Origin of the sequence: Nocardia sp. NPDC050413, from assembly GCF_040655475.1 — a bacterium.
Taxonomy (GTDB): domain Bacteria; phylum Actinomycetota; class Actinomycetes; order Mycobacteriales; family Mycobacteriaceae; genus Nocardia; species Nocardia coubleae.
Window position 1 is genome coordinate 1,155,237 of sequence record NZ_JBFAJZ010000001.1, and the last position, 24,335, is coordinate 1,179,571.

26 protein-coding genes are annotated in these 24,335 nt (G+C 69.1%); 12 read left to right on the plus strand and 14 right to left on the minus strand.

Going from position 1 to position 24,335, the window contains the following annotated elements; genetic code table 11:
- Window positions 1-3: 3 nt before the first annotated feature.
- The 3 genes from AB0I19_RS05495 to AB0I19_RS05505 all read right to left on the minus strand — a co-directional run bounded on the left by AB0I19_RS05495 (window position 4) and on the right by AB0I19_RS05505 (window position 3,734).
- The gene (locus AB0I19_RS05495; RefSeq protein WP_357144823.1) at window positions 4-777 is read right to left on the minus strand and encodes an SDR family oxidoreductase; all 774 of its coding nucleotides are present in this window, start codon (window positions 775-777) and stop codon (window positions 4-6) included.
- Between the two features lie 85 nt (window positions 778-862).
- Window positions 863-2,089, minus strand: a complete 1,227-nt coding sequence (locus AB0I19_RS05500; protein WP_357144825.1) for a cytochrome P450 — start codon at window positions 2,087-2,089, stop codon at window positions 863-865.
- A 10-nt stretch (window positions 2,090-2,099) separates the two neighbouring features.
- Complete coding sequence (locus tag AB0I19_RS05505) at window positions 2,100-3,734, minus strand: acyl-CoA synthetase (RefSeq protein ID WP_357144828.1); 1,635 nt, start codon at window positions 3,732-3,734, stop codon at window positions 2,100-2,102.
- A gap of 339 nt (window positions 3,735-4,073) precedes the next feature.
- On the opposite strand from AB0I19_RS05505, the gene AB0I19_RS05510 reads away from it, so the two are divergent.
- From AB0I19_RS05510 to AB0I19_RS05550, 9 genes are all read left to right on the plus strand, one after another.
- The gene (locus tag AB0I19_RS05510) at window positions 4,074-4,808 is read left to right on the plus strand and encodes an ABC transporter permease (protein ID WP_312032647.1); all 735 of its coding nucleotides are present in this window, start codon (window positions 4,074-4,076) and stop codon (window positions 4,806-4,808) included.
- Window positions 4,808-5,671, plus strand: coding sequence for an ABC transporter permease (locus AB0I19_RS05515; protein ID WP_357144830.1), 864 nt, complete (start codon window positions 4,808-4,810; stop codon window positions 5,669-5,671). Before AB0I19_RS05510 ends, AB0I19_RS05515 begins: the two co-directional genes overlap by 1 nt.
- Before the next feature lie 5 nt (window positions 5,672-5,676).
- A complete protein-coding gene (locus tag AB0I19_RS05520; RefSeq protein ID WP_357144833.1) occupies window positions 5,677-6,714 on the plus strand; it encodes an MlaD family protein in 1,038 nt (345 codons plus the stop codon).
- On the plus strand, window positions 6,714-7,715 hold the full coding sequence (locus AB0I19_RS05525) for an MlaD family protein (RefSeq protein WP_357144836.1): 1,002 nt from the start codon (window positions 6,714-6,716) through the stop codon (window positions 7,713-7,715). Before AB0I19_RS05520 ends, AB0I19_RS05525 begins: the two co-directional genes overlap by 1 nt.
- Window positions 7,712-8,722, plus strand: a complete 1,011-nt coding sequence (locus AB0I19_RS05530) for an MlaD family protein (RefSeq protein ID WP_357144839.1) — start codon at window positions 7,712-7,714, stop codon at window positions 8,720-8,722. Before AB0I19_RS05525 ends, AB0I19_RS05530 begins: the two co-directional genes overlap by 4 nt.
- A complete protein-coding gene (locus AB0I19_RS05535; RefSeq protein WP_357144842.1) occupies window positions 8,722-9,822 on the plus strand; it encodes an MlaD family protein in 1,101 nt (366 codons plus the stop codon). The genes AB0I19_RS05530 and AB0I19_RS05535 overlap by 1 nt, the downstream gene beginning before the upstream one ends.
- 215 nt (window positions 9,823-10,037) lie before the next feature.
- Window positions 10,038-11,024: an MlaD family protein gene (locus AB0I19_RS05540; protein WP_357144845.1), complete on the plus strand. Its 987-nt coding sequence runs from the start codon at window positions 10,038-10,040 to the stop codon at window positions 11,022-11,024.
- Complete coding sequence (locus AB0I19_RS05545) at window positions 11,021-11,974, plus strand: MlaD family protein (protein WP_067635410.1); 954 nt, start codon at window positions 11,021-11,023, stop codon at window positions 11,972-11,974. Before AB0I19_RS05540 ends, AB0I19_RS05545 begins: the two co-directional genes overlap by 4 nt.
- 21 nt (window positions 11,975-11,995) lie before the next feature.
- A complete protein-coding gene (locus AB0I19_RS05550) occupies window positions 11,996-12,574 on the plus strand; it encodes a hypothetical protein (RefSeq protein WP_357144848.1) in 579 nt (192 codons plus the stop codon).
- A gap of 1 nt (window position 12,575) precedes the next feature.
- Here the strand turns inward: AB0I19_RS05550 and AB0I19_RS05555 are convergent, their stop codons facing one another.
- The 8 genes from AB0I19_RS05555 to AB0I19_RS05590 all read right to left on the minus strand — a co-directional run bounded on the left by AB0I19_RS05555 (window position 12,576) and on the right by AB0I19_RS05590 (window position 20,138).
- Entirely contained in the window at window positions 12,576-13,784 is a 1,209-nt protein-coding gene (locus AB0I19_RS05555) for a cytochrome P450 (protein ID WP_357145140.1), read from the minus strand.
- Window position 13,785: 1 nt separating this feature from the next.
- Entirely contained in the window at window positions 13,786-15,069 is a 1,284-nt protein-coding gene (locus tag AB0I19_RS05560; protein WP_357144851.1) for a hypothetical protein, read from the minus strand.
- Window positions 15,063-15,614: a nuclear transport factor 2 family protein gene (locus AB0I19_RS05565; protein WP_357144854.1), complete on the minus strand. Its 552-nt coding sequence runs from the start codon at window positions 15,612-15,614 to the stop codon at window positions 15,063-15,065. Before AB0I19_RS05565 ends, AB0I19_RS05560 begins: the two co-directional genes overlap by 7 nt.
- A 1-nt stretch (window position 15,615) precedes the next feature.
- Entirely contained in the window at window positions 15,616-15,840 is a 225-nt protein-coding gene (locus tag AB0I19_RS05570) for a ferredoxin (protein WP_067487825.1), read from the minus strand.
- Between the two features lie 137 nt (window positions 15,841-15,977).
- Complete coding sequence (locus tag AB0I19_RS05575; protein ID WP_357144857.1) at window positions 15,978-16,646, minus strand: TetR family transcriptional regulator; 669 nt, start codon at window positions 16,644-16,646, stop codon at window positions 15,978-15,980.
- A gap of 23 nt (window positions 16,647-16,669) precedes the next feature.
- Window positions 16,670-18,262 (minus strand): GMC oxidoreductase, encoded by a 1,593-nt coding sequence (locus tag AB0I19_RS05580; RefSeq protein ID WP_357144860.1) that lies wholly within the window; start codon window positions 18,260-18,262, stop codon window positions 16,670-16,672.
- An 18-nt stretch (window positions 18,263-18,280) separates the two neighbouring features.
- On the minus strand, window positions 18,281-19,609 hold the full coding sequence (locus tag AB0I19_RS05585) for a lipase family protein (RefSeq protein ID WP_357144862.1): 1,329 nt from the start codon (window positions 19,607-19,609) through the stop codon (window positions 18,281-18,283).
- Window positions 19,610-19,754: 145 nt separating this feature from the next.
- On the minus strand, window positions 19,755-20,138 hold the full coding sequence (locus tag AB0I19_RS05590; RefSeq protein ID WP_357144865.1) for a DUF1304 domain-containing protein: 384 nt from the start codon (window positions 20,136-20,138) through the stop codon (window positions 19,755-19,757).
- Between the two features lie 142 nt (window positions 20,139-20,280).
- Here AB0I19_RS05590 and AB0I19_RS05595 point away from each other — a divergent pair, with 142 nt between their 5' ends.
- On the plus strand, window positions 20,281-20,766 hold the full coding sequence (locus AB0I19_RS05595; protein WP_357144868.1) for a nitroreductase family deazaflavin-dependent oxidoreductase: 486 nt from the start codon (window positions 20,281-20,283) through the stop codon (window positions 20,764-20,766).
- Window positions 20,767-20,769: 3 nt separating this feature from the next.
- On the opposite strand, the gene AB0I19_RS05600 is transcribed toward AB0I19_RS05595, so the two are convergent.
- Complete coding sequence (locus AB0I19_RS05600) at window positions 20,770-21,630, minus strand: helix-turn-helix domain-containing protein (RefSeq protein ID WP_357144871.1); 861 nt, start codon at window positions 21,628-21,630, stop codon at window positions 20,770-20,772.
- A gap of 91 nt (window positions 21,631-21,721) precedes the next feature.
- On the opposite strand from AB0I19_RS05600, the gene AB0I19_RS05605 reads away from it, so the two are divergent.
- On the plus strand, window positions 21,722-22,513 hold the full coding sequence (locus AB0I19_RS05605; protein ID WP_357144874.1) for an SDR family oxidoreductase: 792 nt from the start codon (window positions 21,722-21,724) through the stop codon (window positions 22,511-22,513).
- A 10-nt stretch (window positions 22,514-22,523) separates the two neighbouring features.
- A complete protein-coding gene (locus tag AB0I19_RS05610) occupies window positions 22,524-23,624 on the plus strand; it encodes a diacylglycerol kinase (RefSeq protein WP_357144876.1) in 1,101 nt (366 codons plus the stop codon).
- Window positions 23,625-23,635: 11 nt separating this feature from the next.
- Here AB0I19_RS05610 and AB0I19_RS05615 read toward each other — a convergent pair whose 3' ends face one another.
- Window positions 23,636-23,971 (minus strand): DUF3140 domain-containing protein, encoded by a 336-nt coding sequence (locus AB0I19_RS05615; RefSeq protein WP_357144879.1) that lies wholly within the window; start codon window positions 23,969-23,971, stop codon window positions 23,636-23,638.
- Window positions 23,972-23,985: 14 nt separating this feature from the next.
- On the minus strand, window positions 23,986-24,303 hold the full coding sequence (locus AB0I19_RS05620) for a DUF2795 domain-containing protein (RefSeq protein WP_357144881.1): 318 nt from the start codon (window positions 24,301-24,303) through the stop codon (window positions 23,986-23,988).
- Window positions 24,304-24,335 lie beyond the last annotated feature (32 nt).

Here is a 24,335-nt window from a genome sequence, read left to right on the forward strand (position 1 = left end):
GAGTCAGCGCAGCGGTGACTCGGGCTGGACCTCGCTGACGATCACATGGGCACCGCGCGGCGTGGACACCACGGCGGTGACGGCGTCGGCCAGGTCGGCGGCGCGCAGCATGTAGGGGTGGCGCGCGAAGCCCCAGCGTGACCAGTCCTTCAGCAGCGGCTCGATGTCCTCGACGGTCGCGTCGGTGCCCATCTCGGTAGCGGTGGGACCGGGGCGCACCAACGACACGCGAACGCCGGTGCCCTCCAGCTCCATGCGCATCTGGGTGGCCAGGGTCTCGATGCCCGCTTTGGCGGCGCTGTAGGCGCCGGTGCGCGGCCGTGGGGTCACCGAGCAGTCCGAGCCGATGAGCACCACGTCGCCGCGGCGCCGCTCGATCATGCCGGGCACGAGCAGGCGCAGCAAGCGCTGTGGCCCCGCCAGGTGCACGTCGAGCTGGCGGACGAAGTCGGCCGAGGACAGCTCGTGCACACACCCGAATTTCACCACCCCGGCGGCCGAAACCAGGATCTCGATATCGCCGAGTTCGCGCCGCGCGGCGGCGACGAACTCCTCGACCGAGTCGTTGTCGGTGACATCGAGCCGGTGGGCGAACGCGGTGCCGCCCTTCTCCCGGATGGCCGCCGCGACGGCCTCGCACTCGGCCACGCGTCGCGCGCCGAGCGCGACCGGATGCCCCAGTTCGGCAAGGGCTTTCGCGGTGGCGGCGCCGATGCCGGACGAGCCGCCGGTGACCACGGCGGGTCGCACCGGTGGGTGGGGTTCGAATCGTGGCATGGCCACACCTTCCTTCCGTCCAGACGGTACCTGGACACCTGTCTGGACATTACTACGAATCAGTCGTGCCGACCGGCGATCCGCCTCACTCGTAGGCGACCTGCCAGTGCTTGATCCCGTTGACGAAGCTCGACCGCAACCTGGTCGGCTCGGCGACCTGCCGTAGGCGGGGCATGGCGTCGGCGATGGCCCCGAAGATCAGTTCCAGTTGCAGTCGCGCCAGATTCGCGCCGACGCAGTAGTGCGGGCCGGTCCCACCGAAACCCAAGTGTGGGTTGGGGTCTCGCAGGATGTCGAAGGTGAACGGGTTGCCGAAGGCCGATTCGTCGAAATTGGCCGAGCTGTAGAACATCGCCACCCGCTGCCCGGCGCCGATCGGCTGACCGCCCAGTTCGGTGTCCTCGGTGGCGGTGCGCTGGAACGCGATCACCGGAGTGGCCCAGCGAACGATCTCGTCGGCGGCGGTGCGTGGGCGCTGCGCGCGGAAGAGTTCCCACTGCTCCGGATGATCCACGAAGGCCTTCATGCCGTGGGTGGTGGCATTGCGGGTGGTCTCGTTGCCCGCCACGGTCAACAGGATCATGAAGAACCCGAATTCGTCGGGTGTCAGTGAGCCGCCGTCGATATCGGCGGTGACCAGTTTCGACACCAGGTCGTCGGCGGGGTCGAGGCGTCGCGATTCGGCCAGCTGCCAGGCGTAGCCGAGCAGATCCGCGGTGGCGCCGATGGGGTCGCCGTATTCGGGGTCGTCGAAATTGAGCATCTGGTTGGACCAGTCGAACAGGCGCAGCCGATCCGGTTGCGGGATGCCGAACAGTTCGGCGATGGCCTGCAACGGCAGCTCGCGCGCCACCTGGTGGACGAAGTCGCCGCCGCCGGTCGCACGGGCGGCGTGCACGATGGCCTCGGCGCGTTCGGCCAGCGCGGCGCGCAGCGCCTCGACCGCGCGTGGGGTGAACCCGCGCGAGATGATGCGGCGCACGGCCGAGTGCTTGGGTGGATCCATGTTGAGGAGCATGGATTTCGTCGCTTCGAAGGTGTCGGCGGTGACGGTGCCGGGGAAGCGGATGACCGAACCCTTGGTGCTCGCGGAGAACAGGGTGGGGTTGCGGGAGATCGTTCGCACGTCCTCGTGACGGCTCACGACCCAGAATCCGCCGTCGTCGTGGGGCACGCACATGTCGTCGGACTGCGCGTTCCACCACACCGGGGCGGCCTTGCGCAACATCGCGAATTCCTCGACGGGCGTGCGCTGGGCCCAGAGTCCCGGGTCGGAGAAGTCGAGGCCTGCGGGCAGGGTGAGTGGGGGCATCGGGATCTCCTCACATCCGCGTCGCGACGCCGCGCGCCCACCGGTAGTCGGCCTTGCCGGTGGGTGAGCGCAGGATTTCGCGACAGCGCAGGATGGCTTTGGGCAGTTTGTAGCGGGCGATGTGCTTGGCGCATTCGTCGAGCAGTTCGGCATCGGTGACGGTCTCGTCGTCCACCTGTACGAGGGCGACGACCTCGCTCCCCCACCGCTGCGACGGTCTGCCGACCACGACCACGTCGAGGACGCTCGCGTGGGCGGCGACGGCGCGCTCGACCTCTTCGACGAAGATCTTCTCGCCGCCGGAGTTGATCGTCAGGTTGTCGCGGCCGAGCAGTTCGATCCGGCCGTCGCCCAGGACCTTCGCGCGATCACCCGCGATGGACCAGCGCACACCGTCGACGACGGGGAAGGTGCGCCGCGTCTTCTCCTCGTCGCCCAGATAGCCCAGCGGGATGCGACCCTTGCGCGCCAGCCAGCCCGAGGCGCCCGGTTCGTCGAGCAGCCGGGTGAGGTCCTCGTCGATCACGGCGGTGTCGGTGTCGGCGGGGACGAAGCTGCCCGCTGCGGTTCGGGCGTCGGCGTCGTAGACCTGGGTCATCTGGATGCCGGACTCCGAGGAGCCCACCGAGTCGACGACGAGTACGGGTTTGCCGAAGGCCGCGATCAATCGCTGTCGCACGGCCGGGGTGAGCGGGGCGCCCGCGTTGTGCACGGCAGCCAGCGACGGCAGCTCGTAGTGATGCCGCTCGAGTTCGGCGACGATCGGTCGCGCCATGGCGTCACCGACGAGCGGAAGGGCGATCACGTTTTCCGTGGCGACGGCCGCGAGGACCGATGCGGCGTCGAAGCGGTCGACCACGGTGGGCAGCACCAGGGTTCCGCCGTTGGTGACGCACTGGAACAGCAACCACTGGGCGGCGCCGTGCATGAACGGCGCGGCGGCGACCAAGCGGTAGGCGCCGCCGGTCACCGTGGCCGAATCGGCCAGTTCCGCATAGGAATCCAGTTGCACGCCGGTGCCGAAGCGGGTGCCGCCCATGGCGGCGAGGTAGATGTCGTCCTGACGCCACAACACACCCTTGGGCATCCCGGTGGTGCCGCCGGTGTAGAGCAGGTACAGATCGTCGCCGTCGGGTTCCGGCAGCTCGCCCTCGGTGGTGGCGACGGCGGTCTCGTAGTCGATCGCGCCCGGCAACAGGTCGTTGCCGCTGCTGTCGGCGACCTGGATCAGGAGCGGCGGCTCGGCCAGCGTCGGTAGTACCGCGGCCACCCGTGGGGCGAATTCCGCGTGGTACACCAGCACTCGCGCCCGGGCGTCACGGAGCAGGTACAGCAATTCCTCTTCGACGTAGCGGTAGTTGATATTGAAAGGCACCGCGCGCGCACGGTAGGCACCGATCAAGATCTCCGGGTACTCGGTGCCGTTGCGCAAATAGACGCCCAAATGGTCCTGCCCGGACAAATACGGAGCCGTCCGCTCGACCTGGGCGCCGATCCCCCGCGCGGCCAGGAATCTGGCGAATCCCGTTACCCGACGGTCGGTTTCGGCATAGCAGATCCGGCGGTCACCGTGCACGAGGAATTCGCGCTCCGGAATCGCCGCGGCCACGGTCGCGAATACGTTCGACAAACTGAAACCAACCATGCAGTGCCTCGCAACTCGATGCCGGTTCGCTATTTCTGAATTTCTGTCCGGACAGGTGTCCATGATACGGAGAATCGCTCGCGTTCGGAGTGATTCGCGATTACGACCTTCCGCCGAAGGTGGGTGTAGTACCGTCCAGACTAGTGTCCAGGCAATTGAACGGGCATTCGAACACCGAGGGGGTGTGCATTGTTCGGGCGGACCACATCGCGAGCCGGGCACGGCCATTCCAGCGACGCCGAGCCACTCGCGCAGCCACGCACCGCGGGCGCGGTGCTGCGCCGCAACTTCGCCGACACCGTGCTGTCGGCGCTGGCCACCTTCGGTCGCGCCCTGCGTATGGGCACCTCCGCCGTGCGGATCGGTGCGAACGATGCCGTGCGCCTGCGCTTTCCGGTGCACGAGGCCTTGGAACAGGCCTGGTTCCTGGTGAAGGTGACCGCGATTCCGGCCGTGCTGATGGCCGTGCCGTTCGGGGTGATCCTGTCCACTCAGGTCGGCAATATCGTCTCCCAGCTGGGCGCCGACTCGATGATCGGTGCCGCGGGCGGGCTGGGGGTGATCAAACAGGGCGCGCCGATGGCCGCGGGCATTCTGCTCGGCGGGGCGGGCGCCGCCGCGATCGCCGCCGACCTCGGTGCGCGCACCGTGCGCGAGGAGGTCGACGCCATGCGCGTGATGGGCGTGGATCCGGTGCAGCGCCTGGTCGTTCCGCGTATCGCGGCCATGATGCTGATCGCGCCGCTGCTCGACGTGCTCATCATCGTCGTCGGGATCGCCGCCGGATACGGCGTGGCGGTCACCGCACTGGACGTGACGCCGGGCAGCTATTGGGACTCCTTCGGCGCGTTCACCACCTCGCTGGATGTGTGGGTGTCGCTGGTGAAGTCGCTGATGTTCGGGTTCCTCGTGGTGGTGATCGCCTGTCAGCGCGGGCTGGAGGCGCGGGGTGGACCACGCGGGGTGGCCGACGGTGTCAACGCGGCGGTGGTGATGTCGGTCGCGGCGATCACTGTGCTCAATACCGTTGTCACCCAGGTGGTCACGGTGTTCGTCCCGTTGCGGGCGGCCTGATGACCGCGAGCCCGTATGTGCCGTTCGGAGTGCGCTGGATCGGCCGGCTGCGACGCCGCATCGGGCCGGTGCGCCCCGTGGAGTCGCTCGGGTTCGTGATCGGGTTCTGCTGGCAGGTGCTGTCGTCGGTGCCGTACACCCTCGCGCACTACCGGCGCCAGACGCTCACCGCGATCACCGATATGACCTGGGGGCGCGGCTCGGTGATCGTCGGCGGCGGGGTGGTGCCGCTGATGTTGCTGATGGGTGCGGCGATGGGTGCCTCCATCGGCATCGAGGCCCATCACGCGCTGGACGCGTTGGCACTCGGTCAGCTCAGCGGGCTCATCTCCGCGTTCGGGGTGACCCGGGAGCTGGCGCCGATCGCTGCCGGGGTGGGTTTCGCCGCACAGGCGGGCTGCCGGATGACGGCGGAGATCGGGTCGATGCGGATCTCGGAGGAGATCGACGCGCTCGAATCCATGGGGATCCGGTCGGTGCCGTTCGTGGTGACCACCCGGGTGGTGGCCGGGATCGTCGCGGTGGCGCCGGCTTTCGTGGTGGCGCTGATCCTGAGCTATCTGTCGTGTCAGCTGATCGTGACATCGATCCACGAGGTGCCGACCGGGACTTACGACCACTACTTCGATCAGTTCGTCCTCGGCTGGGATGTGTTCGCCGCGACCGTGAAGGTGGTGGTGTTCGCCGTCGCGGTGGTCCTGATCCATTGTTACCAGGGCTATTTCGCGGTCGGCGGCCCCGAAGGTGTCGGTATCGGGTCGGGGCGGGCTATCCGCGCCAGCCTGGTGGCGATCATCGCGCTCGACATGGTGGCCACCGTCGTCCTGTGGGGCTGGCGCTCCCCGATCACGTTCACGGGGTGACGCGCATGCCTCCGTACGCACTTCCCGGGACCGAGGTGGGGCCGTTGCGTGCCCGCGTCCTCGGTGTCTGCGCGCTCCTGGTCGCGCTGGTGAGCGTGCTGGCCTGGCAGGTGTGGCCGCAATCCCTTGCCCCCGAGCAGATCCGGGTGACGTTGCGAACCGAGCGGGTCGGTGCGGGCATCGCCCCCGGCACCGATGTCCGTCTCGACGGGGTGCGGGTCGGGACGGTCGAGGCCATCGCACCGGCCGGGCGGGGGCGCGAACACCTCACCCTGGTGCTCGATCGGCCGCAGCTGTTCGGGCTCACCGACACCGTCGATGTCGAGTTCGCGCCGGGCAATCTGTTCGGCATCAGCGCGCTGAATCTCGTGGCGCGGCCCGGTGGCACCGAGCTCGGGAACGGTTCCTCGGTCGACCTCGACAACGGTCGCGTCCGTGACGCCACGCTGGCGGCGCTGCTGCGCTCCACCGGCGGACTCGTCGAGCAGGTACTCACCCCGAAACTGGCCGCACTGCTGCACACCATCGCCGGTGACCTGCGCGCCTTCACCCCGCTGCTGGAAGCCCTCGGCGCCACCCTGCGCGCCTACGCCGACACCCGCGAACTGCCGCCCTCGGAGCTGGCGAGTTCCTTCGGTTCGGTGCTGGCCGGTATGCCGCCGATGCTGACCGGCGCCGTCGACGTGCTCGAGGCCGCCTACACCAACGAGTACCTGCGCTCACCGGCGAATATCGCGCGGTTCGGGCAGTTCTGGGGCGATATGCAATACCAGCTCCTGCCCGCCGTCACCGCGCTGATGACCACCGCGCGAACACATTTCGGCGACATGCTACCGATGGCCACGCTGCTGCTCGACGAGGTGACCGCGACCATGGGCCCACCCGGGCGATCGGCGGATCAGCTGGCCACCCTGCTGGAACGCCTCGGCGCCGCGTTCCGTGACACCCCCGACGGCCCCGCGCTCCGGGTCTCGGTCGAACTCGACACCGTTCCGGGTCTGGCCGGGCCGTTGGCCGCCCTGCTGCCGAACGGAGGCCGCTGATGAGGACTAGCGGGCTCGCCGTGCGGGTGGCGATCGCACTGACTCTCACCGCCGTCGCGCTGGCCGGGATCTTCCGGTTGATCGAGCGACCGGTGCGCGGCGACACCGAGTCCTTCACCGCGCTGTTCACCGATGCCAACGGGTTGCGCACGGGCGACGACGTGCGGTTGCACGGTGTCGCGGTCGGCAAGGTGTCGGGGATCGAGCTCGACGGCGCCCTGGCCCGCGTCCGGTTCACCGTGCTGCGCGCGCACCCGGTCGACACGGCCGCCACCATCGCCGTCCGGTATCAGAACCTCACCGGCTTCCGGTATCTGGAGATCGTCGCACCGCCGCGGCCGAGCACACCGCGCGCGCCCGAGCAGGTGTTCGGGACCGCCGAAACCGTTCCTTCGTTCGACATCACCACTCTGTTCAAGGGTCTGCAGCCGGTGCTCGCGCAGCTGTCCACCGAGGAGATCAACCGGTTCACCACCAGCCTGCTCGCCGTGATCCAGGGGGACGGCGCCGGTCTCGGTCCCGCTCTCGACGCGGTCGACACCCTGAGCCGCTACGCCTCCGACCGGCAGGTCGTGCTGTCGACGCTGGTGCGCAATCTGGCCGTGATCGCGGAGCGCCTGGGCGGTAAGTCGGCGCAGGCGGTGCGGATGCTGACCAACCTCACCGGCTTGTTCACCGCCATCGCCGACAAGCTGCCGGGTCTGGTCGATTTCTCCGTTGCCATTCCCCCGGTGCTGCAACCGATCCGGTCGATGCTGACCGTCGCGGGCATCACCGGTGACGAGGGCAGCGATCTGGACCTGGTGTTGCGCAATGCTTTCCCCGATCCGCAGGTGGCGGCCGAGGTCTTCGCCGGGCTGCCGGGGCTGATCCAGACCATGGCGGCCACCGTGCCCGCGAACGGTCGGGCAGGCACGTGCACTCATGGGGTCGCGGAGGCGCCGGAACCGTTGCGAGTGCTGTTCGACGGGCAGGGGGTGACGCTGTGCCGCACCCGATGAGACGAGTGCGCGCCTTGTTCGGCCGGCGCACGGACGGGCGTGCCGGTGACCTGCGCTGGGGGCTGGCCGGGCTGTGCGGTGCCGTACTGCTCATGATCGCGCTGGGTGTGGTCGCGGTGGTCGGGACGGATGCCGAGCGGGTGTACCACGCCGAACTGGCCGATGCGGGTGCGCTGCGCGAAGGCGACGATGTGCGGATCGCGGGGATCGGTGTCGGCCGGGTACGGACGCTCGACCTGCTGGCGGATCGGGTACGGATGACGTTCACCGTGCGCGAGGACGTGGCCGTCGGCGATCAGACGATCCTGGAGATCCGCATGCTGACGGTGGTGGGCGGCTACTACGTCGCCCTACGACCGGCGGGCACCGCTGCGCTGGGTTCGGCCGTGATCCCCCGGGAGCGAGTGATCCTGCCCTACAACCTCACCGAGGTCTTCCAGGACGCGGTACGACCCGTGCGCGAGATCGACGGCGCGGTGCTGCGGCAGAACCTGGCCGCCCTGTCCACCTCGTTCGACAACAGTCCCGACGCTTTCCGCTCGGCGCTGCGCGCCGCCGGTGACCTCGTCGCGGTGCTGAACACCCAGAACGCCGACATCTCCCGCGCGCTCGCCTTCGCCGACGAGTACCTCACCGCGCTGAACGGGAGTTCGCAGGTGCTCGCGCAATTGGTGCGCAACCTCCACACATTGGAAACGCTGGTGCAGACCAACAAGGCCATCGTGAGCCAGGCTCTCGGCGACCTGTCCGATGTGCTGCGCAAGGCCTCCCCGCTCGGCCGGGCCTGGGACCGTGACCTGCGAGCCCGCGCGCAACCGCTCGCCGACGCCGTCGCGGGCCTGGAAAACCTGGGCACGCACCTGGGTTCGCTCTTCGAGGCACTGGTGGCGCTGGAACAGCGATTGACGCCGCTGCTCGCCGGTGGTGACGGGGTGAGCATCGACCACTCGGCGGTGACGATCGTGCCGGAGCGTATCTGTGTGCCGGTGCCGGGAGGTGGGTGCTGATGGTGACACGCCTGCTCGGTTCGCGCGGCTTCATGTCCACGGCGGTGGTGCTTGTCGTCGTCCTCGCGGGCGCGGTGGCACTCCAGCTGTCACGGCCCGCGCCGCCGGTGCGCACCTATTGCGCGGACATGCCCGACAGCATCGGGCTCTACCGGGGCAGCTCCGTCACCGTGCTCGGCATCCCGGTCGGTGAGGTCACCGGCATCGAGCCACACGGGGCCTCGGCACGCGTGCGGTTCACCGTGCGCGCCGATCGCAGGCTGCCCCCGGATGTGGGCGCGGTGACCGTGAGCGACACCCTGGTGGCCGATCGCCATCTCGCTCTCGTCGGCGACGAACCGGCTGCCGGTGGCTGGGAGCCGGGCACGTGCATCACCAGAACACTGACGCCGCTGAGTCTTTCGGAGACCTTCGACGCGCTCGCCGGGCTGGCCGACGAACTGAACGCCGCCGACGATCCCGCGCAGCGCACGGCCCTCGGCTCGGGCTTGTCGGCGCTCGACCGGGCGACCGCGGGCACCGGCGACGACATCAACGCGCTCCTGCACCAGCTCGGCCGGGCACTGGCCGCCCCCGATGCCGCGGTCGGGCACCTCGGCAGTCTCATCGACGCCCTCACCGAGCTGGTACGGCACGCCCGCAACGGGTGGGACACCGTGCGGGCGATGACGATCGAGCTGCCGCGGACGTTCGACGACATCGTGACCATCGCCTTCCCACCGATCATCGACATCGTCACCTACCTGATCCAGGTCCTACCCCAGCTCAATGACGTGATGATGATGATCGGTACCCCGGCGGTCCGTGCGCTCGACAAGATCGCCGACCTGCCCGCACTGCTGACGGCGGGATTCGGCTCGGTTGCCGAGGTCATCCGGCTCACCCCCGCTCTCGCCGCGGGCTTCGCCGCGAGTATCGCTCCGGAAGGACGGCCGACCATCACCTATGCACCCGCGAGACTGGCTGTGCCCCAGGCAGATTCCCCGCAGCTGTGCGCCGCGATCCAGGTGGTGACCGGTCAGCCATGTGCGCTCGGGCCGGACGGTACCGTCACCGTGCCCCCGCTCGCGGCACTGCTCGCGGCGGTGAGTGCGCGATGACGACAAGCCCTGCGCTGCAGCGGGAAATAGCCCGTTCGCCCGGCCGCACACCACCACGCGTTCTCCACGGCCCCCGCCACCTGACTCCGAAGATCGGAGGCCGCCCGGATGTCAGCGGTCACCCCGAACCGACTTCCCGAACCCGCTCCACACCGACGACATGCCGGGTACGGAACCAGCTTTCACTCAGGTGGCGCGGCCGGTTCCGGCACCTGTTGCTGATCGTCGTGGTGGCCTGCACTGTGCTCGGATGCGGAACGACGCTGCCCGGCACCGGCGAACCCACCTATCGGCTGCGCATCGAATTCGCCAGTGTCCTCAACCTGCCGCAGGGCGCGAAGGTGATCGCCGACGGTGTCCGTGTGGGCAAGCTCTCGTCGGTCACTCTCAGCGAAAAGGGCTATGCCACAGCGGAAGTCGACATCGACGACGCGGTTCGGCTGCCGGTGGGCACCACGGCCGAACTGCGCCAGAACACCCCGCTGGGCGACGTGCACATCGCGCTCACCGAACCGAGCGAATCCACCACCGGCTCGCTGGGACCGGGCGCGACGATCCCGCTGGCCGACACCGCCCGCGCCCCGGCCATCGAGGATATTCTCGCCACGCTGTCGGTGTTCATCGGCACCGGCGCGGTCACCGATCTGCAGGACATCGTCACCACGATGAACGGGGTGCTGCCCGCCGATCCGCGCGACACCGCCCGCCTCTCCGAAACCCTCGGTACGGACCTGTCGGACCTGGCCGATCACCTCGACTCGGTCGACGCGGTCCTCGACGGTCTCGGTGCCACCCTCGAGGACGGGGTTCTCGACAATGCCCCGGTGCTGGCCGAGCTGCTCACGCCCTACGGCGTGACCCAGACCACCGATGCGATCAACGCCCAGATCGGTGTCATCTTCGTCCTCACCGCGCTCGGCCCGGTCGCGCCGAGCGCCGCCTGGCTCGGGCCGCTGCTCGGTTCGCTCGACGCCACGACCGCCGCGGTGGTGCCGATGCTGTTCGGCAGCAGACCATTCGACACCTCGTCGCCGTCGAACCTGAAGACGCTGGTCGACCTGATCCATACCGAGGTGCTGCCGTTCGCGCAGCGCGGGCCGAAGGTCGACGTGGTCGAGATCGGGGTCACGGGGGCGATGCATACCGACGAGCAGACCGCGCGAATCGTCGACCTGCTGCGGATGATCGGAGCCGTCCGATGAATACCCGTGCCGCACTGTCGCTGTCGGCCATCGCGGCCGTGCTGGTTCTCGGCGTCGCGTACATGACGTTCGGGGTACTGAATATCGACCCGCGTCGCGACTACCTGGCCGTCGAGCTGGAGCTGAGCACCTCGGGTGGGCTCGGTCCCGGCGCGCCGGTGCTGCTCAACGGGATCGCGGTGGGCCGGGCCGAGTCGGTGCGCAAGCAGGCGAGCGGGGTGCTCGTCGCCTTGCGGATCGACGAGCGGTACCCGATTCCGGTATCGAGCCGGATCCGCGTGGAACAGCTTTCGGCACTCGGCGAGCCCTACATCGGTTTCGACCCGGTCGACGACGCGGGGCCGTATCTCACCGACGGGCAACGCATTCCGGCGCATCGCGTGCCCGCGCCGATGACCATCACCACCCTGTCCACCCGGCTGATCGACCTGCTCGATCAGATCCGCCCCGAGGTGATGGCAGGCCTGGTCGACACCTTCGACCGCGCCCTCGCCGACACCGAGGCGACCATGCAGACCCTGCGCCGCTCTACCACGCTGCTGGCCGCGACACTGCTCAGCCGCACCGACCGGCTGCGTCAGCTGTTCGCCGACCTGCAATTCCTCGGCGCCGACATCGACTGGATGGGACCGTCGCTGAGCACGGCGGGCCCGCTGTTCGGGGAATTCGGCATCACCCTCAGCGCCATCGTGCAGTCCGGGTCGGCCCTGGTCGAGAGCCGCCCGGTCGCCGACTATTTCTCCGGGAGCGGGGTGCTGGTGTTCGTGCGCGAACTCGACGCGCTGCTCGCGAAGATCGGGCCGAGCGCCGCGGCCTTGGGCCCGATGCTGCAACCGGTGGTGCGCGACGCGGTGGCCACCGCACCCGATCTCGATCTCGGCGCCCTGCTCGACCAGGCCCTGCACGGCCTCGGCGACGACACGGTGCATCTGCGCATCGGCATCAAATAGGCACGAAAGGACCGGCACCCCATGACCGTTGACCTCGAGACCCGCCCCCACACGCCTGCCCCCGGCGGACCCCAGCCGCGCACCCTCTCGATCCGGCTGTCGAGCGTGCTCACCGGGTGCGCCGTCGCTGTGCTCGTGGTGGCGACGGCCACCTTCGGAATGCTGTATCTGTCGGCGCGCACCACCATTGCCGACCACGATCGGCGCGCCGCCGAGGATCGCCGGGTCGAACAGGTCGCCCTCGACTACGCGCTCGGGGCGTCGACCATCGACTACCGGGACGCCAAGGCGTGGCTGGCCCGGCTGAAAACCGGTACCACACCCCAGCTTTCGGGCAAGTTCGACGCGACAGCGCCGCAACTCGAACAGATCCTGCTGCCGCTGCAGTGGACCTCGACGGCGACGCCCTTGTCGGCGGGCGTCGTGTCCGAGTCGGGTGGGGTGTACAAGGTGAACGCCTATCTCACCGTCAACTCCACCAGCGTGCAGAATCCCACCGGCACCCTCACCACCGTGGCCTATTCGCTCACGGTCGACCGCAACGCGGACTGGCGGATCGCCGATGTCGGTGGGCTGCAGAACGCCCTGCCGCTGAAGTGACCTATCTCGCCCGCACCGACATCGGCAGCGTGGCGAAGCCGCGCACACTCACCGAGTGCACCCGTTCGGCGGCGGCGGTGTCGATCTCGTAGCCGCGGATGGAGGCGGCGATCTGCCCGAGGCCGATATTGGCCTCCATCCGCGCCAGGTGCGCACCGAGGCAGAAGTGCACGCCGAGACCGAAGCTCAGCAGGGTCTGGGAGCTGTCGCGGCCGATACGGTACTCGGCGGCGTCGTCGAAGACGTCGTCGTCGCGGTTGGCCGAACCGAGCAGCAACAGCACCCGCTCCCCCGCCGCGATGGTGTGCTCACCGAATTCGACATCCGCGAGGACACGGCGCACCAGGATCTGGGTCGAATTGTCGTAGCGCAGCGTCTCTTCGGTCCAGTCCGGCACGAGCGACGGGTCGGCCAGTGGCTTGGCGACCTCGTCGGGGAACCGCGAACCCCAGTACATCGCGTTGCCGAGCAGTTTGGTCGTCGTCTCGTTGCCCGCGACGACCATCAGGATCAGGAAGCCGATGATCTCGGCGTCGGACAGGCGGGTGGTGCCCGCGTCGCCGTCGGTGATCTCGGCGTCCATCAGCACCGACACCAGATCCTCACCGGGGTTCTTGCGGCGCCCTTCGAGCAGGTCGCGGTAGTAACCGGTGAGTTCGAGATAGGCCATGATCGCGCCCTGCGGCACGTCGAGCACGCCTTCCTCCCGGTGCAACAGCAGATCCGACTGGGTGCGCAGGTGGGCGCGGTCCGATTCGGGGACGCCGAGCATCTCCGACACCACGTCCATCGGCAGCAGCCCGGCGAAGTCGCGGATGTAGTCGAACTCGCCCAGTTGCAGGCACCGATCCCAGTGGCTGCGGGTGAGTTCGGCGATCCGTTCGCTCAGGTCCGCGAGCCTGCGCGGGGTGAAACCCTTGGACACCAGCTTGCGGATGCGCGCGTGCTTGGGGTCGTCCATCGCCAGGAACGACATCGACCGGTGCGCTTCCGGACCGTAGGCGGTGGGGTCGAGCGAGACACCCCAGCTGTTGGACAGGCGGGCGCTGTCGCGCAGGGCTGCCCGCACATCGCGGTGCCGCGACAGCGCCCAGAAGTCCATCGACGCGTTGCGGTACACCGGCGCCTCTGCCCGCAGCCGGGCGTAGGTGGGGTACGGGTCCTCGTGGAAGGCGTAGTCGTACGGGTCGAACGGGATCGAGGTCTCCATGTCAACGGTCACTGCGCACTCCAGGTGAATCTACGACGGTCAACGGCAACGGGATTCCGCGATCGGTGAAGGTGAAGGCGGCCCCGGTGCTGATCCTGGTCAGCGCCACCTCCACCGCTTCGGCGGCCGGCTCCTCGGCGCGCACGACATCGACGACGAGTTCGGTGTCGGTCGCCTTCGAGGTGTGGCAGGTGTAGTGCGGGTCGACACCGCGCACCAGCGCGTCGAGCGGTGCGAGATGGTCCGGGTCGAGCAGGGCGGGCCACACACCGTCGGTGATCGCACCGCACCCGCGCTCGAGCACGAGACGCACTCCGGCACCGGACTTTTCGACTCTCGCACCCACGTACTGCCGCGGATTGAGTGCCGGATGCAGGTCGAGCACGCGCGCCAGCGACTCCGGGTCACCACCCAGGCCCAGGGCCGATCTGATCCGCTCCGCGGCCACCCCCGCCACACCGGCGAATTGCTTGCGGCCTATCTCCGCCGCCCGCTGCGCGTCGACCCGTTCGCGGATCGCGATGAGGAAACCCGCGACCAGCAGGTGCTGTTGCAACGCGACCTCCTCGGCGATGCGGATCAGCGCCGACCGGGAGAAATCGCCGAACCGCAGATCGCTCAGCAACGGGCCACGGTAGTCGGCGGTGCCGTCGTCGGCCGGGTCGATCGGTGACAATGCCACCGTCGCCGCGACGGACCCGGCCACCAGCCCCGCATTGCGCGGAATCGGCGGCGGTTCGTTGGCCGGGTCGATACTCACCCGCCACGCGCACACGGGCTTGCGGTCCGCGGGCGCACGCGGCGGGCGGTGGATCGGGCGGACCTGGGCGTGCGGATTGGTGGCCAGCGCGGTCGCGTCGAAGGTCGGGTCCTCGATGTCGTGACACATGGCCCGCACGAACTGGTCGCCGAGCGGTTCCACGTCGGCCAGCGCACCACAGTGGTCGAGCCAGAACTCGCCGTGATCGTGATCCTCGACGCGGAAGCGGAAGTCGAGAAACTGTGGCGGGGCGCCGATATCGAGCTGCAGGCCTTTGAAAATCGTCTCGACACCGTCACCGGCGAAGCCGAGCGCGGCCTGCATCCGCCGGGTGTAGACGGGACTGGCGACCTGCCACTCGTCGATGGCGACCTCGGTCATGCCCTCGCGACCGAACGCGCCGATCGTGTGCGGCATGCCCGACCGGTCGATCAGGTGACCGCACAGCAGCAGTTCCGGGACGAGCGCGGCCAGTTGCGCGCGCGACAGCCCGGCGTAGGACTGTCGCGAATCCTGTGTCACCACAGCGCAACCGGCGCTTTCCCGATCGGGTACCACCCCGGCAGCGGCTGCTCGGTCGTCGCCTTCTTGATGCGGGTGAGCATGCCGGGCGTCATCGCCTTGTTCGTCATCATCTCCATGAACAAGGCACCGACATTGCCGTAGTCGAAGAAGTCGCGTTGCCAGGACCATTGGAAGTCGCCGCCGTAACGGAACCAGCTACCGCCGATACCCTGCACCTGATAGTTGCTGCCGTCGGGACGGGTCGCGCTCGAGGTCTGCTTCCAGAAGCCGACGACGTCACCGGTCTTCTCGTCGATCACCACATGCTGATACGGGTAGGTCCAGCCCTCGAGGCCGTCCATCTCCTGGCCGACCGCGATCTCGCGGATCTCCTCGCGACCCACCGCCATGAACTCGTGGTTCGGTCCGTAGTTCCAGCCGTAGGTGGCGTCCTCGGTGTACATGTCGGCCAGCGGCCGCCAATCGCCCTCGGCCTCACAGCGCTTGTTCGCATCCAGCCAGCGCTGGACCATCTCTTCCAGTTCGCCGCGCGAAAAACCGGTCATGTCATTCTCCTTCGTCGTCGGCCGCGCTGTCGTCGACGATCGACAGCGCCCGCGTGGGGCAGTAGGTCACCGCGTCGGCGACGGCCGCGTGCTGCGCGCTCGACGGCCGTTCGACGAGGATTTCGACCTTCCCGCGTTTGGGCACCGTGAACACCTCCGGCGCTTCCTCCTGGCACGCGGCGTGCCCCTGACACAGATCCAGATCAACGACGATGCGTCTGCTCATCTCGTCGCCCGCCTTCCCCTGTCGCCCAGGCGTTCTCAGCTGCGAGACACCGAGCTGGACACCTGTCTGGACAGTATCATCGACGCGCGCGGACAGCAATGGTCCATCGGTGTGCGTGCAGGATGCGGGAGGTGGAGTTACGACTCGTCGGTCGCGGTGCCCGGCGAGTAGGGCGAACCGAAACCGGAGTTCCACGCGAAATCGCCGCTGTCGGCGGTGGTCACCCGGAGCGCGGCGGCGGCGTGCGGCGTGTTGTCACCGGTGAGCCGGGTGATGGTGCGCTCGAGGGCGGGCACGATGTCGGCGATGTCGAGATCACCGTGCGCGAACCGGGCGAGCAGGGCGAAGACCATGTTCGACAGGACGAGCGCGAGATCGGCGGCGTAGTCCTTGTCGAGGGTGGCGAACATCGGGGCGACCACGGGCAGGATGGCGGCGAAGCCCTGGTTGTCGAGGCGCTGGCCGCCGGGACCCGACCTGGCGTGATGGTAGGCGGCCAGCATCCGTGGATGACGCTCCCACGGTTCGAAGACGTAGCGGATCACCCGGATGAGCACCTCGGCCAGCGACTCCCCCCGGCGCGGCGGCTCGAGTTCGGTGTAGGTATTGGTGGCCATCCACTGCGCGACGGCGGCGAGGACCAGTTCGTCGCGAGTGGCGTAGAGCTTGTAGACGGTGCTCAGCGACGCGTGGGCGAGCCGGGCCACGGTGCGCAACTGCACCGCCTCGTACCCTTCGGTCTCGAGCAGCGTGAGGGTCACCTCGGTGATCCTGCGCGCCGGATCGCCTTCGCCCCTTCGTGCCACCCGGACAGGGTAGTGCACGGAACTCAGATGCGAGTCCCGATGTCTTCGGCGACCACGGTGTCCATGGCCCGTTCGGCCACGGCGGCGATGGTCATGGACGGATTGCACGCGGCGGCGCTGCCCGGCAGTAGCGCGCCGTCGAGTACGTAGAGCCCCGGCTGGTCGTGTACGCGGCCGTTCAGGTCGCACACCGCGCCCATATTGGCACCGCCGAGCGGGTGCCACGTGGACGGGAACAGGGTGTTGGTGTCGAGCAGCGTGGCGCCGGTGCCCGCGATGCGCGCGACCGTCGGTCCGATGTGATCGTCCTGAATGGTCCGGTCGCCGTCGGCGGGCCAGCGCAGCACGGCCTCGTCGCGTGCGGCGTCGTAGGTGAAGGCGCCACGGCTGTCGCTCACGCCGTAGCCGACGAGCATCGTGCTGCCCGCATCGAAGGACACGGGCGGGATGGACGCCTGGATCACCGTGTGCGCGGTGTGCGGGTCGTGCCAGTTCTTGCTGCCGTAGACCACCGGACCACCCTGTGCCGCACCGAAATTCGCGGCCGGATCGCGCCAGACGTAGATGCGGTCGGCATTGGTTCCCCAGCCTCGGCCGAGGTCGTCGGGCAGGTCCGGGATCAGCCCCTTGGCGCCGGCACGGACCAGCAGACGGGTGGTGTTGAGGCTACCCGCGGCCATGATGAGCGCGCCGGTGGTGAGGACCTTGTGCTCGACGACGGCGCCGGTGGTGTCGAGCCGTTGCACGTGCACGACCCAGCGGCCGTCGGCCGCGCGCTCGACGTCGGTGACCTCGTGCAGGGTCTCCACCCGGCAGTTGCCGGTCGCCTCGGCGGCGGCGATATAGGTGACGTCGACGGAATGCTTGCCGCCGTTGTTGACTCCCATCGCGCCGTCGCCGTTGGTGTAGGAGGCCTTCATCTCCCCGCGCAGTTCGGCGAGGGCGAAGTTCCAGTCGATGGGCATCGGGATCTTCGACAGCGGCAGCCCGGCCTGGCGCACCCGTTCGGCGAAAATCCTCGCGACGCGGTAGTTCTCGGTGTTCACCAACTCGTCGGGCGCCTCGGCGAGGCCGAGCATCGCCGCCACCCTCGGGTAGTGGACCCGGTTCATCCGCGCCCAATCCAGCTCCTGCGGGAAGTGCGCCTCGAACACGTCCTGGGCGGGCTGCAGCGACATGCCCTGGTAGACCAGCGAACCGCCGCCGACACCGGCGGCGCACAGGGCGGTCATGTTCTCACCGGTCACTGCCTCGACCAACCCGGCATAGGGCTCGACGATCAGTGGGCGCCCGAACAGGTTCGGGCTCGACCGGCACCACAGCATCCGCTTGTCCGGCGCGGATGCGCGCGGGAAGGTTTCGGCGTTCGGGCCGGTGGGCCAGCGCAGCCCGCGTTCGAGCACGGTGACCGGCACGCCCGCCTGCGCCAGCCGCAGAGCGCTGACGCCGCCGCCGAATCCGGAGCCGATGACGACGACCCGATGGTCCTCACGAGTCAGGGGAATGGTGCCGGTGCGCGCCGGAATCGGCGCGGCGAGGCCCGGGCGGGCACCGAGCAGCATGCCGCCCAGCGCCGCCCCGGCCGCGAGAATGCTGCGGCGGGAGAACGTATTCACGGGGGTTCCTCGGAGGAGTCAGTCGAAGGTGCAGCCGGTGACCGGCTTGTCCGCGAGGCGATCGAGCAGATAGGTGATCGCGTTGTCGGGACCGAAACCGTCGATCATCTCGGGGCCGAAATGGTTCGGGATGGTGGTCCCAGGGAGGATCGGCGGCAGCTCGTTGGTGCGGAAGGTGACCGTTGCGCCCTTGGCACACCAGGTCTCGGCGAGCGCGCGGGCCTGGCCGTAGGGGACGGTGTCGTCGTTGAGTCCGCTGGTGATGAGCACCGGCGTGGCCGGGGTCATCGAGCCGACCCGGAGTTCTTCCAGAGCCGCTGTGGCTTCGGGCATTTCGGCCAGGTGCTCGGTCAGCGTGCGACCGTCCTTGGTCAGCGTCGTGGTCTTCAGGAACGGGTGTCGGGTGATGAGGTCGGCGATGCACGAGTCGCTCAGGGTGGCGAGCATGTCGCGGCCCGACGGGCTGATGACCCGGTCGACGGCCTGGTTCAGCTCGGGGTAGCGGGCGACCATGCCGTTCACGGCGAAGCCGATGGCACCACTGATCAGGGCGCCGTCGATCTTGGCGAGGATCGCGGACAGGTCGGCGACGGGGCCACCCGCCCAGGTGCCCTTCACCGTGAGCTCCGGTGCGTAGTCCGGCGCCATCTCCGCGGCCGCCGCAGTCGAACCGCCGCCCTGCGAGTAGCCCCACAGCACCACCGGCGTCTCCGGGCCGACACCCGCCAGGCGATGTGCCGCGCGGGCGCCGTCGAGCACCGCGTGGGCGCTCTCGATGCGATTGGCGTAGGTGTGGATGCCCGGGGTACCGAGTCCGATGTAGTCGGTGACGAGCACGCGCGCACCGAGCCGGCTCCACACCGCCGAGGACGGCAGTTCCTGGTTCGCCGACAAGCCGAGCGCCGGGTCGGTGTGCACGCTCAGGCCGGTGGAGAACGCCTGCGACATGGCGCACCGGTCGGCTTGGCCCGAGGTGCCGGGTGCGATGACGACGGTCGGGCGCGGGCCGGCACCGAGCCACGGGCCGGTCGGTTCGAGGTAGGTCCCCGACACCGCGACGGGCGACCCGTCCTGCAGGCGTGAGGTGTACATGACGTGCTGGGCGGCACCCGGCCAGCCGTTCTCCGTGGGCGGGGTGGCGAGCAGGGTCATCGGGGCGGTCTTGACGATGGCGCCGGGTTCCTGCGGGATCTGCGCGGGCGGGGTGTAGAACGAGCCAACCGGCTCGGCCGACGAGGCATCGGTCTGCGCGACCATGACGGTGGCCGCCATCGCACAGGCAACGGCTGCTCCCAGGACGACGCGGCCCGTCTTCGGCCGTCGTCGCCCGATACCCTGCTGATCCATCGAGAACCTTTCCTTCCACCGCCCGGCGACGTCGCCGGAGTGATTCACGACGCAGGCGGAAGGAACCATGAGGCCCGTCACACCTGCGCCGCGGGGAAGAGTAACACTGTTACTACTCAAGCGGAAGGTGTGGTTACCGACGAGTTCACAAGCGGGCGATCGCCAGCGCGAGGCAGCCGATCAGCGGTGGGATCAACTGGATCAGGGCCGGGCGCGCCTTGCTCGGCGAGGACGCGAGCAGCACGACACCCGCCGCGACCATCGAACCGGCTCCCGCGAGCACGAGCGCGAGCCCGATGCCCTTGTCGCCGAAGGCGGTGAACCCCATTCCGACGGCCGCGACGACGGCCAGGAAGAGGTTGTAGAAGCCCTGGTTGAAGGCCATCTCCTTGGTGGACTCGGCCTCGGCGGCCGACATCCCGAAGGTCCGCCGGGTGCTCGCCGCCGTCCACCGCAGCGACTCCATCACGAAGATGTAGGCGTGCAGGAGCACCGCCACCCCGGTGAAGATCAAACCGATCGCGGTCATCGTCGCACCTCTCGCCGCCGCCCGGACCTACCGGGCTTCCGTGGTGATTATTCACCGGCCGCACCCGCGAATCCCTCGCCGACTCGCGGCGGGACACGAGAAACAGACCATACAATCGAGCAGCGCTATGTATGGTTGGTGAGTGACCACACCGCCGCGACCGCGTCAGCTCGATCATCCCGTGCTGCCCAAGATCTTCCGGATCGTCGGCCGCGCACAGGTGGCGATCTATCGGCGCACCGGTGGGCGCATCGGCGGCACCTGGCGCATCGGCGCGGGTTTCCGCAAGCCGGTACCCACCCTGTTGCTCGAGCATCGCGGCCGTAAGTCGGGCAAGCAGTTCACTGTTCCGCTGCTCTACCTCGTCGACGGCGGCGACATCGTGGTCGTCGCCTCCCAGGGCGGGTTGGCGAATCATCCGCAGTGGTACCGGAACCTGTGCGTACACCCGGACACGCACGTGCAGATCGGGCGTGAGCGCCGGGCCGTGCGGGCGGTGGTCGCCGATGACGAGCAGCGGGCTCGGCTGTGGCCGGCGCTGGTCGACCTGTACGCCGATTTCGACACCTATCAGGCGTGGACCGAACGCCGGATACCGGTCGTGATCCTGACGCCTCGGGCCGCGTGAGAACTACCTGCCCAGCACGACCGACATCGCCTTGGCCCCTGCGGTAATCGCCTCGACATAGACCATTCGCTCGGCGCGGCCGACGGCCGGGCGCAGCGGGCCGAGCTGCAGTTCGTAGGGTGCGGCGCCGCCGGCGAACACCGGGGCCGACAGATAACTCACGGGCAGCGGATCGTCGCCGGTGAATTCGGTGTCGCGATACGGGCGGGCGGTGAGACGGGCGAGCTGGCGCAGGACGCGGGCGCGCAGGTCGGGTTGCAGGAGTTCCGCGCCGAGGGCGCCGAGCAGGTCGGCGAGCACGTCGACAACCCCCGCGTCGTCGGAGTCGGGACGGAAGACGGCGCACCCGTTGGCCCGCACGAATTCCAGCAGTGCCGCGGCCTCGCCGGGAGCGGTCTTCGACCACGTGGCACGCTCGGCCGCCGCGCGCCACGGCATCACGGCCGCGCCCGCGGGATAGGCCAGCGGAATCGATTGACCCACAGCGAGTCCCGGCACCACACGGGCATCCGGTGCGTACTCCTTCGCGACGACGGTCAGGGTGGCCCGTTCGATCCTGCTCAGCGTCACCCCGCAGCCCGCCGCGACCGCGAGCGCCCGCAGTTCGGCCCGCACGGCCGCCTCGGGCAGTTCGGATTCCGCCGGGGAGAGGGCAGCCAGGGCCGGGCCGGGGCGGAAGCGGCGTTCCCCGTCCCGGCGCACCCATCCGGCCGCGGCGAGTTCGGTGAGGACGGCGGTGACCGTGGCGCGCGCCAGCGACAGTGCCGTCGCGACCTCCGAGGCCGTGAGCGGCTTGCCCGCGCTCGCGAGCAACTCCATCACCTCGACGACCCGCCGGGTCGGCGGCGATGCCGACTGCGCCATCACAACCCCTTGTCCGCGGGGACGCCCCGCCCTACACTGCTCCGACTATTCGCCACACATTAGTCGAATATTCGACGCCTGAGGGGCTTTCATGATTCTCGATCACTTCCGGCTCGACGACCGGGTCGCGGTCGTCACCGGGGCAGGACGCGGACTCGGCGCCGCGATCGCCGTCGGATTCGCCGAGGCGGGCGCCGATGTGGTGATCGCCGCGCGGACCGAGTCGGATCTGCGTGCGGTCGCCGAGCAGGTGGCCGCCACCGGCCGGCGAGCGGAGGTCGTCGTCGCCGATCTCGCCGACCCGGCGGCCGCCGCCGCGCTCGCCGAGGTGGCGGTCGAGCGGTTCGGGCGCCTCGACATCGCCGTCAACAATGTCGGTGGGGCGCTGCCGAAACCGTTGCTCGACACCACTCCCGACGACCTGGCCGAGGCCTTCACCTTCAATGTCGGCACCGCGCACGCCCTGGTGCGGGCCGCGGTGCCGAAGATGCTCGCCACGGCGGAGGGCGGTTCGATCATCAACATCACCTCGACCATGGGCCGGTTGCCGGGGCGCGCGTTCGCCGCGTACGCGACGGCCAAGGCGGCGCTTGCCCACTACACGCGCACCGCCGCGGCCGATCTGAGCCCGCGGGTACGGGTCAACGCCATCGCACCCGGTTCCATCCTCACCTCGGCGCTGGCGGTCGTCGCGGGCAACGAGCAGATGCGCGGCCAGATGGAACAGGCGACGCCACTGCGGCGCCTCGGTGAGCCCGCCGATATCGCGGCGGCGGCGGTGTATCTCGCCTCGCCCGCCGGGTCGTTTCTCACCGGCAAGGTGCTCGAGGTCGACGGCGGGCTGATCGCACCCAATCTGACGATTCCGCTTCCCGATCTGTGAGGACCACATCATGACTGTTCGCGTAATCCACTGGGGTACAGGCAATGTCGGAAGGCACGCGTTGGCGGGTGTGCTCGCCGACCCGCGATTCGAACTGGTCGGGGTCCATGTTTCCGGACCTGACAAGGTCGGTCTCGACGCGGCCGAACTGGCAGGACTCGCCACCCCGTCCGGCGTGCCGGCCACCACCGGCATCGAAGAGGTGCTGGCGCGCCGCCCCGACTGCGTCGTCTACACCGCGATGACCGACAACCGGCTACCCGAGGCGCTCGAAGACCTGCGCAGGCTGCTCGCCGCGGGCATCGATGTGGTGGCCAGCGCACCGGTGTTCCTGCAGTACCCGTGGGGTGTGCTCCCGACGGAGCTGCTCGATCCCATCGAACAGGCTGCGGCACAGGGAGATTCGTCGCTGTTCGTGAACGGGATCGACCCCGGGTTCGCCAACGACCTGCTCCCGCTCGCCCTGCTCGGCACCTGCCGGTACGTCGAGCAGGTGCGCTGCCTCGAGATCGTCGACTACTCGACCTACGACAATCCGGCGGTCATGTTCGACATCATGGGGTTCGGCAAGCCGATGACCGAGACGCCGCTGCTGTTGCAGCCTGGGGTGCTGTCGCTGGCCTGGGGCAGCGTCGTGCGTCAGCTCGCGGCCGGGCTCGGCATCGAACTCGACGCCGTCACCCAGGAGTACCAGCGGTTGCCCGCCCCGGAGACCTTCGACATCGACTCCGGCACCATCGAGGCGGGTACGGCGGCGGCACTGCGATTCGAAGTGCGCGGCATGGTGGGTGATCGCGCCGTCACGGTGCTCGAGCACGTCACCCGGTTGCGTGCCGATCTCGCACCCGACTGGCCTCAGCCCGCCCGGACCGGCGGTTCCTACCGGGTGGAGGTCACCGGCGAGCCGAACTACACCCTCGATCTGGCCATGTTCAGCGACCACGGCGACCACAACCACGCCAGCCTCGTCGGCACCGCGATGCGGCTGGTCAACGCCATCCCCGCCGTCGTCGCCGCACCGCCGGGCATCCGCACCACGCTCGACCTCCCGCTGGTGACGGGAACCGGGCTGGCGGATACATCGCGGACCCCGGCCGCGAAACAGCGGTGACCAGGTGCCGGTCAGGGCGCTTTCAGCGGATCGTGGCCGAGGCTCATGAGCCGGTGCCGGAACTGTGCCTCACCGGCGACGGGTTCCAGATCGGCTCGGCGCGAGGCGTTGATCTCGTCGACCACCTGCCGCATGACCGCCACATCGTCGGCGGTCACGTCGGTGCGGCGTTTGCCGAGGATCGCCAGCACGTGCCTGCCGATCTCGGGTCCGGACAGATCCGGCTCCCGTTCCGTGTCGGTGCCCGCCGCCGCGGTGCGCAACCAGTCGCTCAGCTCGCGTGAGGACATGTTCACCACGCGATGGAATTCGTCCCAGAGTTCGTCGTCGACCAGTGTCTCGGCCATGCGTCACACCTCCGTCAGCTGTCCCGGTTCTCCCCCAGTTCCGCCACGATCGGGTTCGGCGGCACCTCGCGGTCGCGCTCCGCGACACCGGGGTGCGCGTGATCGCGGCTCTGCGCCATTCGCTGTGCCTCGGTTCGTCCGTCGTCGAGGGTCACCGACTGCAGGACCTCGGTCATGTTGGCGTAGGCCACCGGCGGGATGGCGCGCAGGGCGCGCACTGTGTCCTCGTCGGCTTTCGCGTCGGTCGCGCACCGCACCAGGTCGTCCTTGTTCGCCGGGAAATCCACCTCCGACAACGCTCGCTCGACCCGCCGCACATCGGTAGTCACCATCACGGAACCTTTCCGGACGCCGAAGCGACCTG

Coding starts and splice junctions, on each gene's coding strand:
- AB0I19_RS05570 (WP_067487825.1), bottom strand. CDS start 15,840: ATGAGCAGACGCATCGTCGTTGATCTGGATCTGTGTCAGGGGCACGCC.
- AB0I19_RS05510 (WP_312032647.1), top strand. CDS start 4,074: ATGGGCACCTCCGCCGTGCGGATCGGTGCGAACGATGCCGTGCGCCTG.
- AB0I19_RS05520 (WP_357144833.1), top strand. CDS start 5,677: ATGCCTCCGTACGCACTTCCCGGGACCGAGGTGGGGCCGTTGCGTGCC.
- AB0I19_RS05605 (WP_357144874.1), top strand. CDS start 21,722: ATGATTCTCGATCACTTCCGGCTCGACGACCGGGTCGCGGTCGTCACC.
- AB0I19_RS05515 (WP_357144830.1), top strand. CDS start 4,808: ATGACCGCGAGCCCGTATGTGCCGTTCGGAGTGCGCTGGATCGGCCGG.
- AB0I19_RS05550 (WP_357144848.1), top strand. CDS start 11,996: ATGACCGTTGACCTCGAGACCCGCCCCCACACGCCTGCCCCCGGCGGA.
- AB0I19_RS05610 (WP_357144876.1), top strand. CDS start 22,524: ATGACTGTTCGCGTAATCCACTGGGGTACAGGCAATGTCGGAAGGCAC.
- AB0I19_RS05535 (WP_357144842.1), top strand. CDS start 8,722: ATGGTGACACGCCTGCTCGGTTCGCGCGGCTTCATGTCCACGGCGGTG.
- AB0I19_RS05525 (WP_357144836.1), top strand. CDS start 6,714: ATGAGGACTAGCGGGCTCGCCGTGCGGGTGGCGATCGCACTGACTCTC.
- AB0I19_RS05620 (WP_357144881.1), bottom strand. CDS start 24,303: ATGGTGACTACCGATGTGCGGCGGGTCGAGCGAGCGTTGTCGGAGGTG.
- AB0I19_RS05505 (WP_357144828.1), bottom strand. CDS start 3,734: ATGGTTGGTTTCAGTTTGTCGAACGTATTCGCGACCGTGGCCGCGGCG.
- AB0I19_RS05585 (WP_357144862.1), bottom strand. CDS start 19,609: ATGGATCAGCAGGGTATCGGGCGACGACGGCCGAAGACGGGCCGCGTC.
- AB0I19_RS05555 (WP_357145140.1), bottom strand. CDS start 13,784: ATGGAGACCTCGATCCCGTTCGACCCGTACGACTACGCCTTCCACGAG.
- AB0I19_RS05530 (WP_357144839.1), top strand. CDS start 7,712: ATGAGACGAGTGCGCGCCTTGTTCGGCCGGCGCACGGACGGGCGTGCC.
- AB0I19_RS05590 (WP_357144865.1), bottom strand. CDS start 20,138: ATGACCGCGATCGGTTTGATCTTCACCGGGGTGGCGGTGCTCCTGCAC.
- AB0I19_RS05615 (WP_357144879.1), bottom strand. CDS start 23,971: ATGGCCGAGACACTGGTCGACGACGAACTCTGGGACGAATTCCATCGC.
- AB0I19_RS05545 (WP_067635410.1), top strand. CDS start 11,021: ATGAATACCCGTGCCGCACTGTCGCTGTCGGCCATCGCGGCCGTGCTG.
- AB0I19_RS05600 (WP_357144871.1), bottom strand. CDS start 21,630: ATGGCGCAGTCGGCATCGCCGCCGACCCGGCGGGTCGTCGAGGTGATG.
- AB0I19_RS05500 (WP_357144825.1), bottom strand. CDS start 2,089: ATGCCCCCACTCACCCTGCCCGCAGGCCTCGACTTCTCCGACCCGGGA.
- AB0I19_RS05495 (WP_357144823.1), bottom strand. CDS start 777: ATGCCACGATTCGAACCCCACCCACCGGTGCGACCCGCCGTGGTCACC.
- AB0I19_RS05565 (WP_357144854.1), bottom strand. CDS start 15,614: ATGACCGGTTTTTCGCGCGGCGAACTGGAAGAGATGGTCCAGCGCTGG.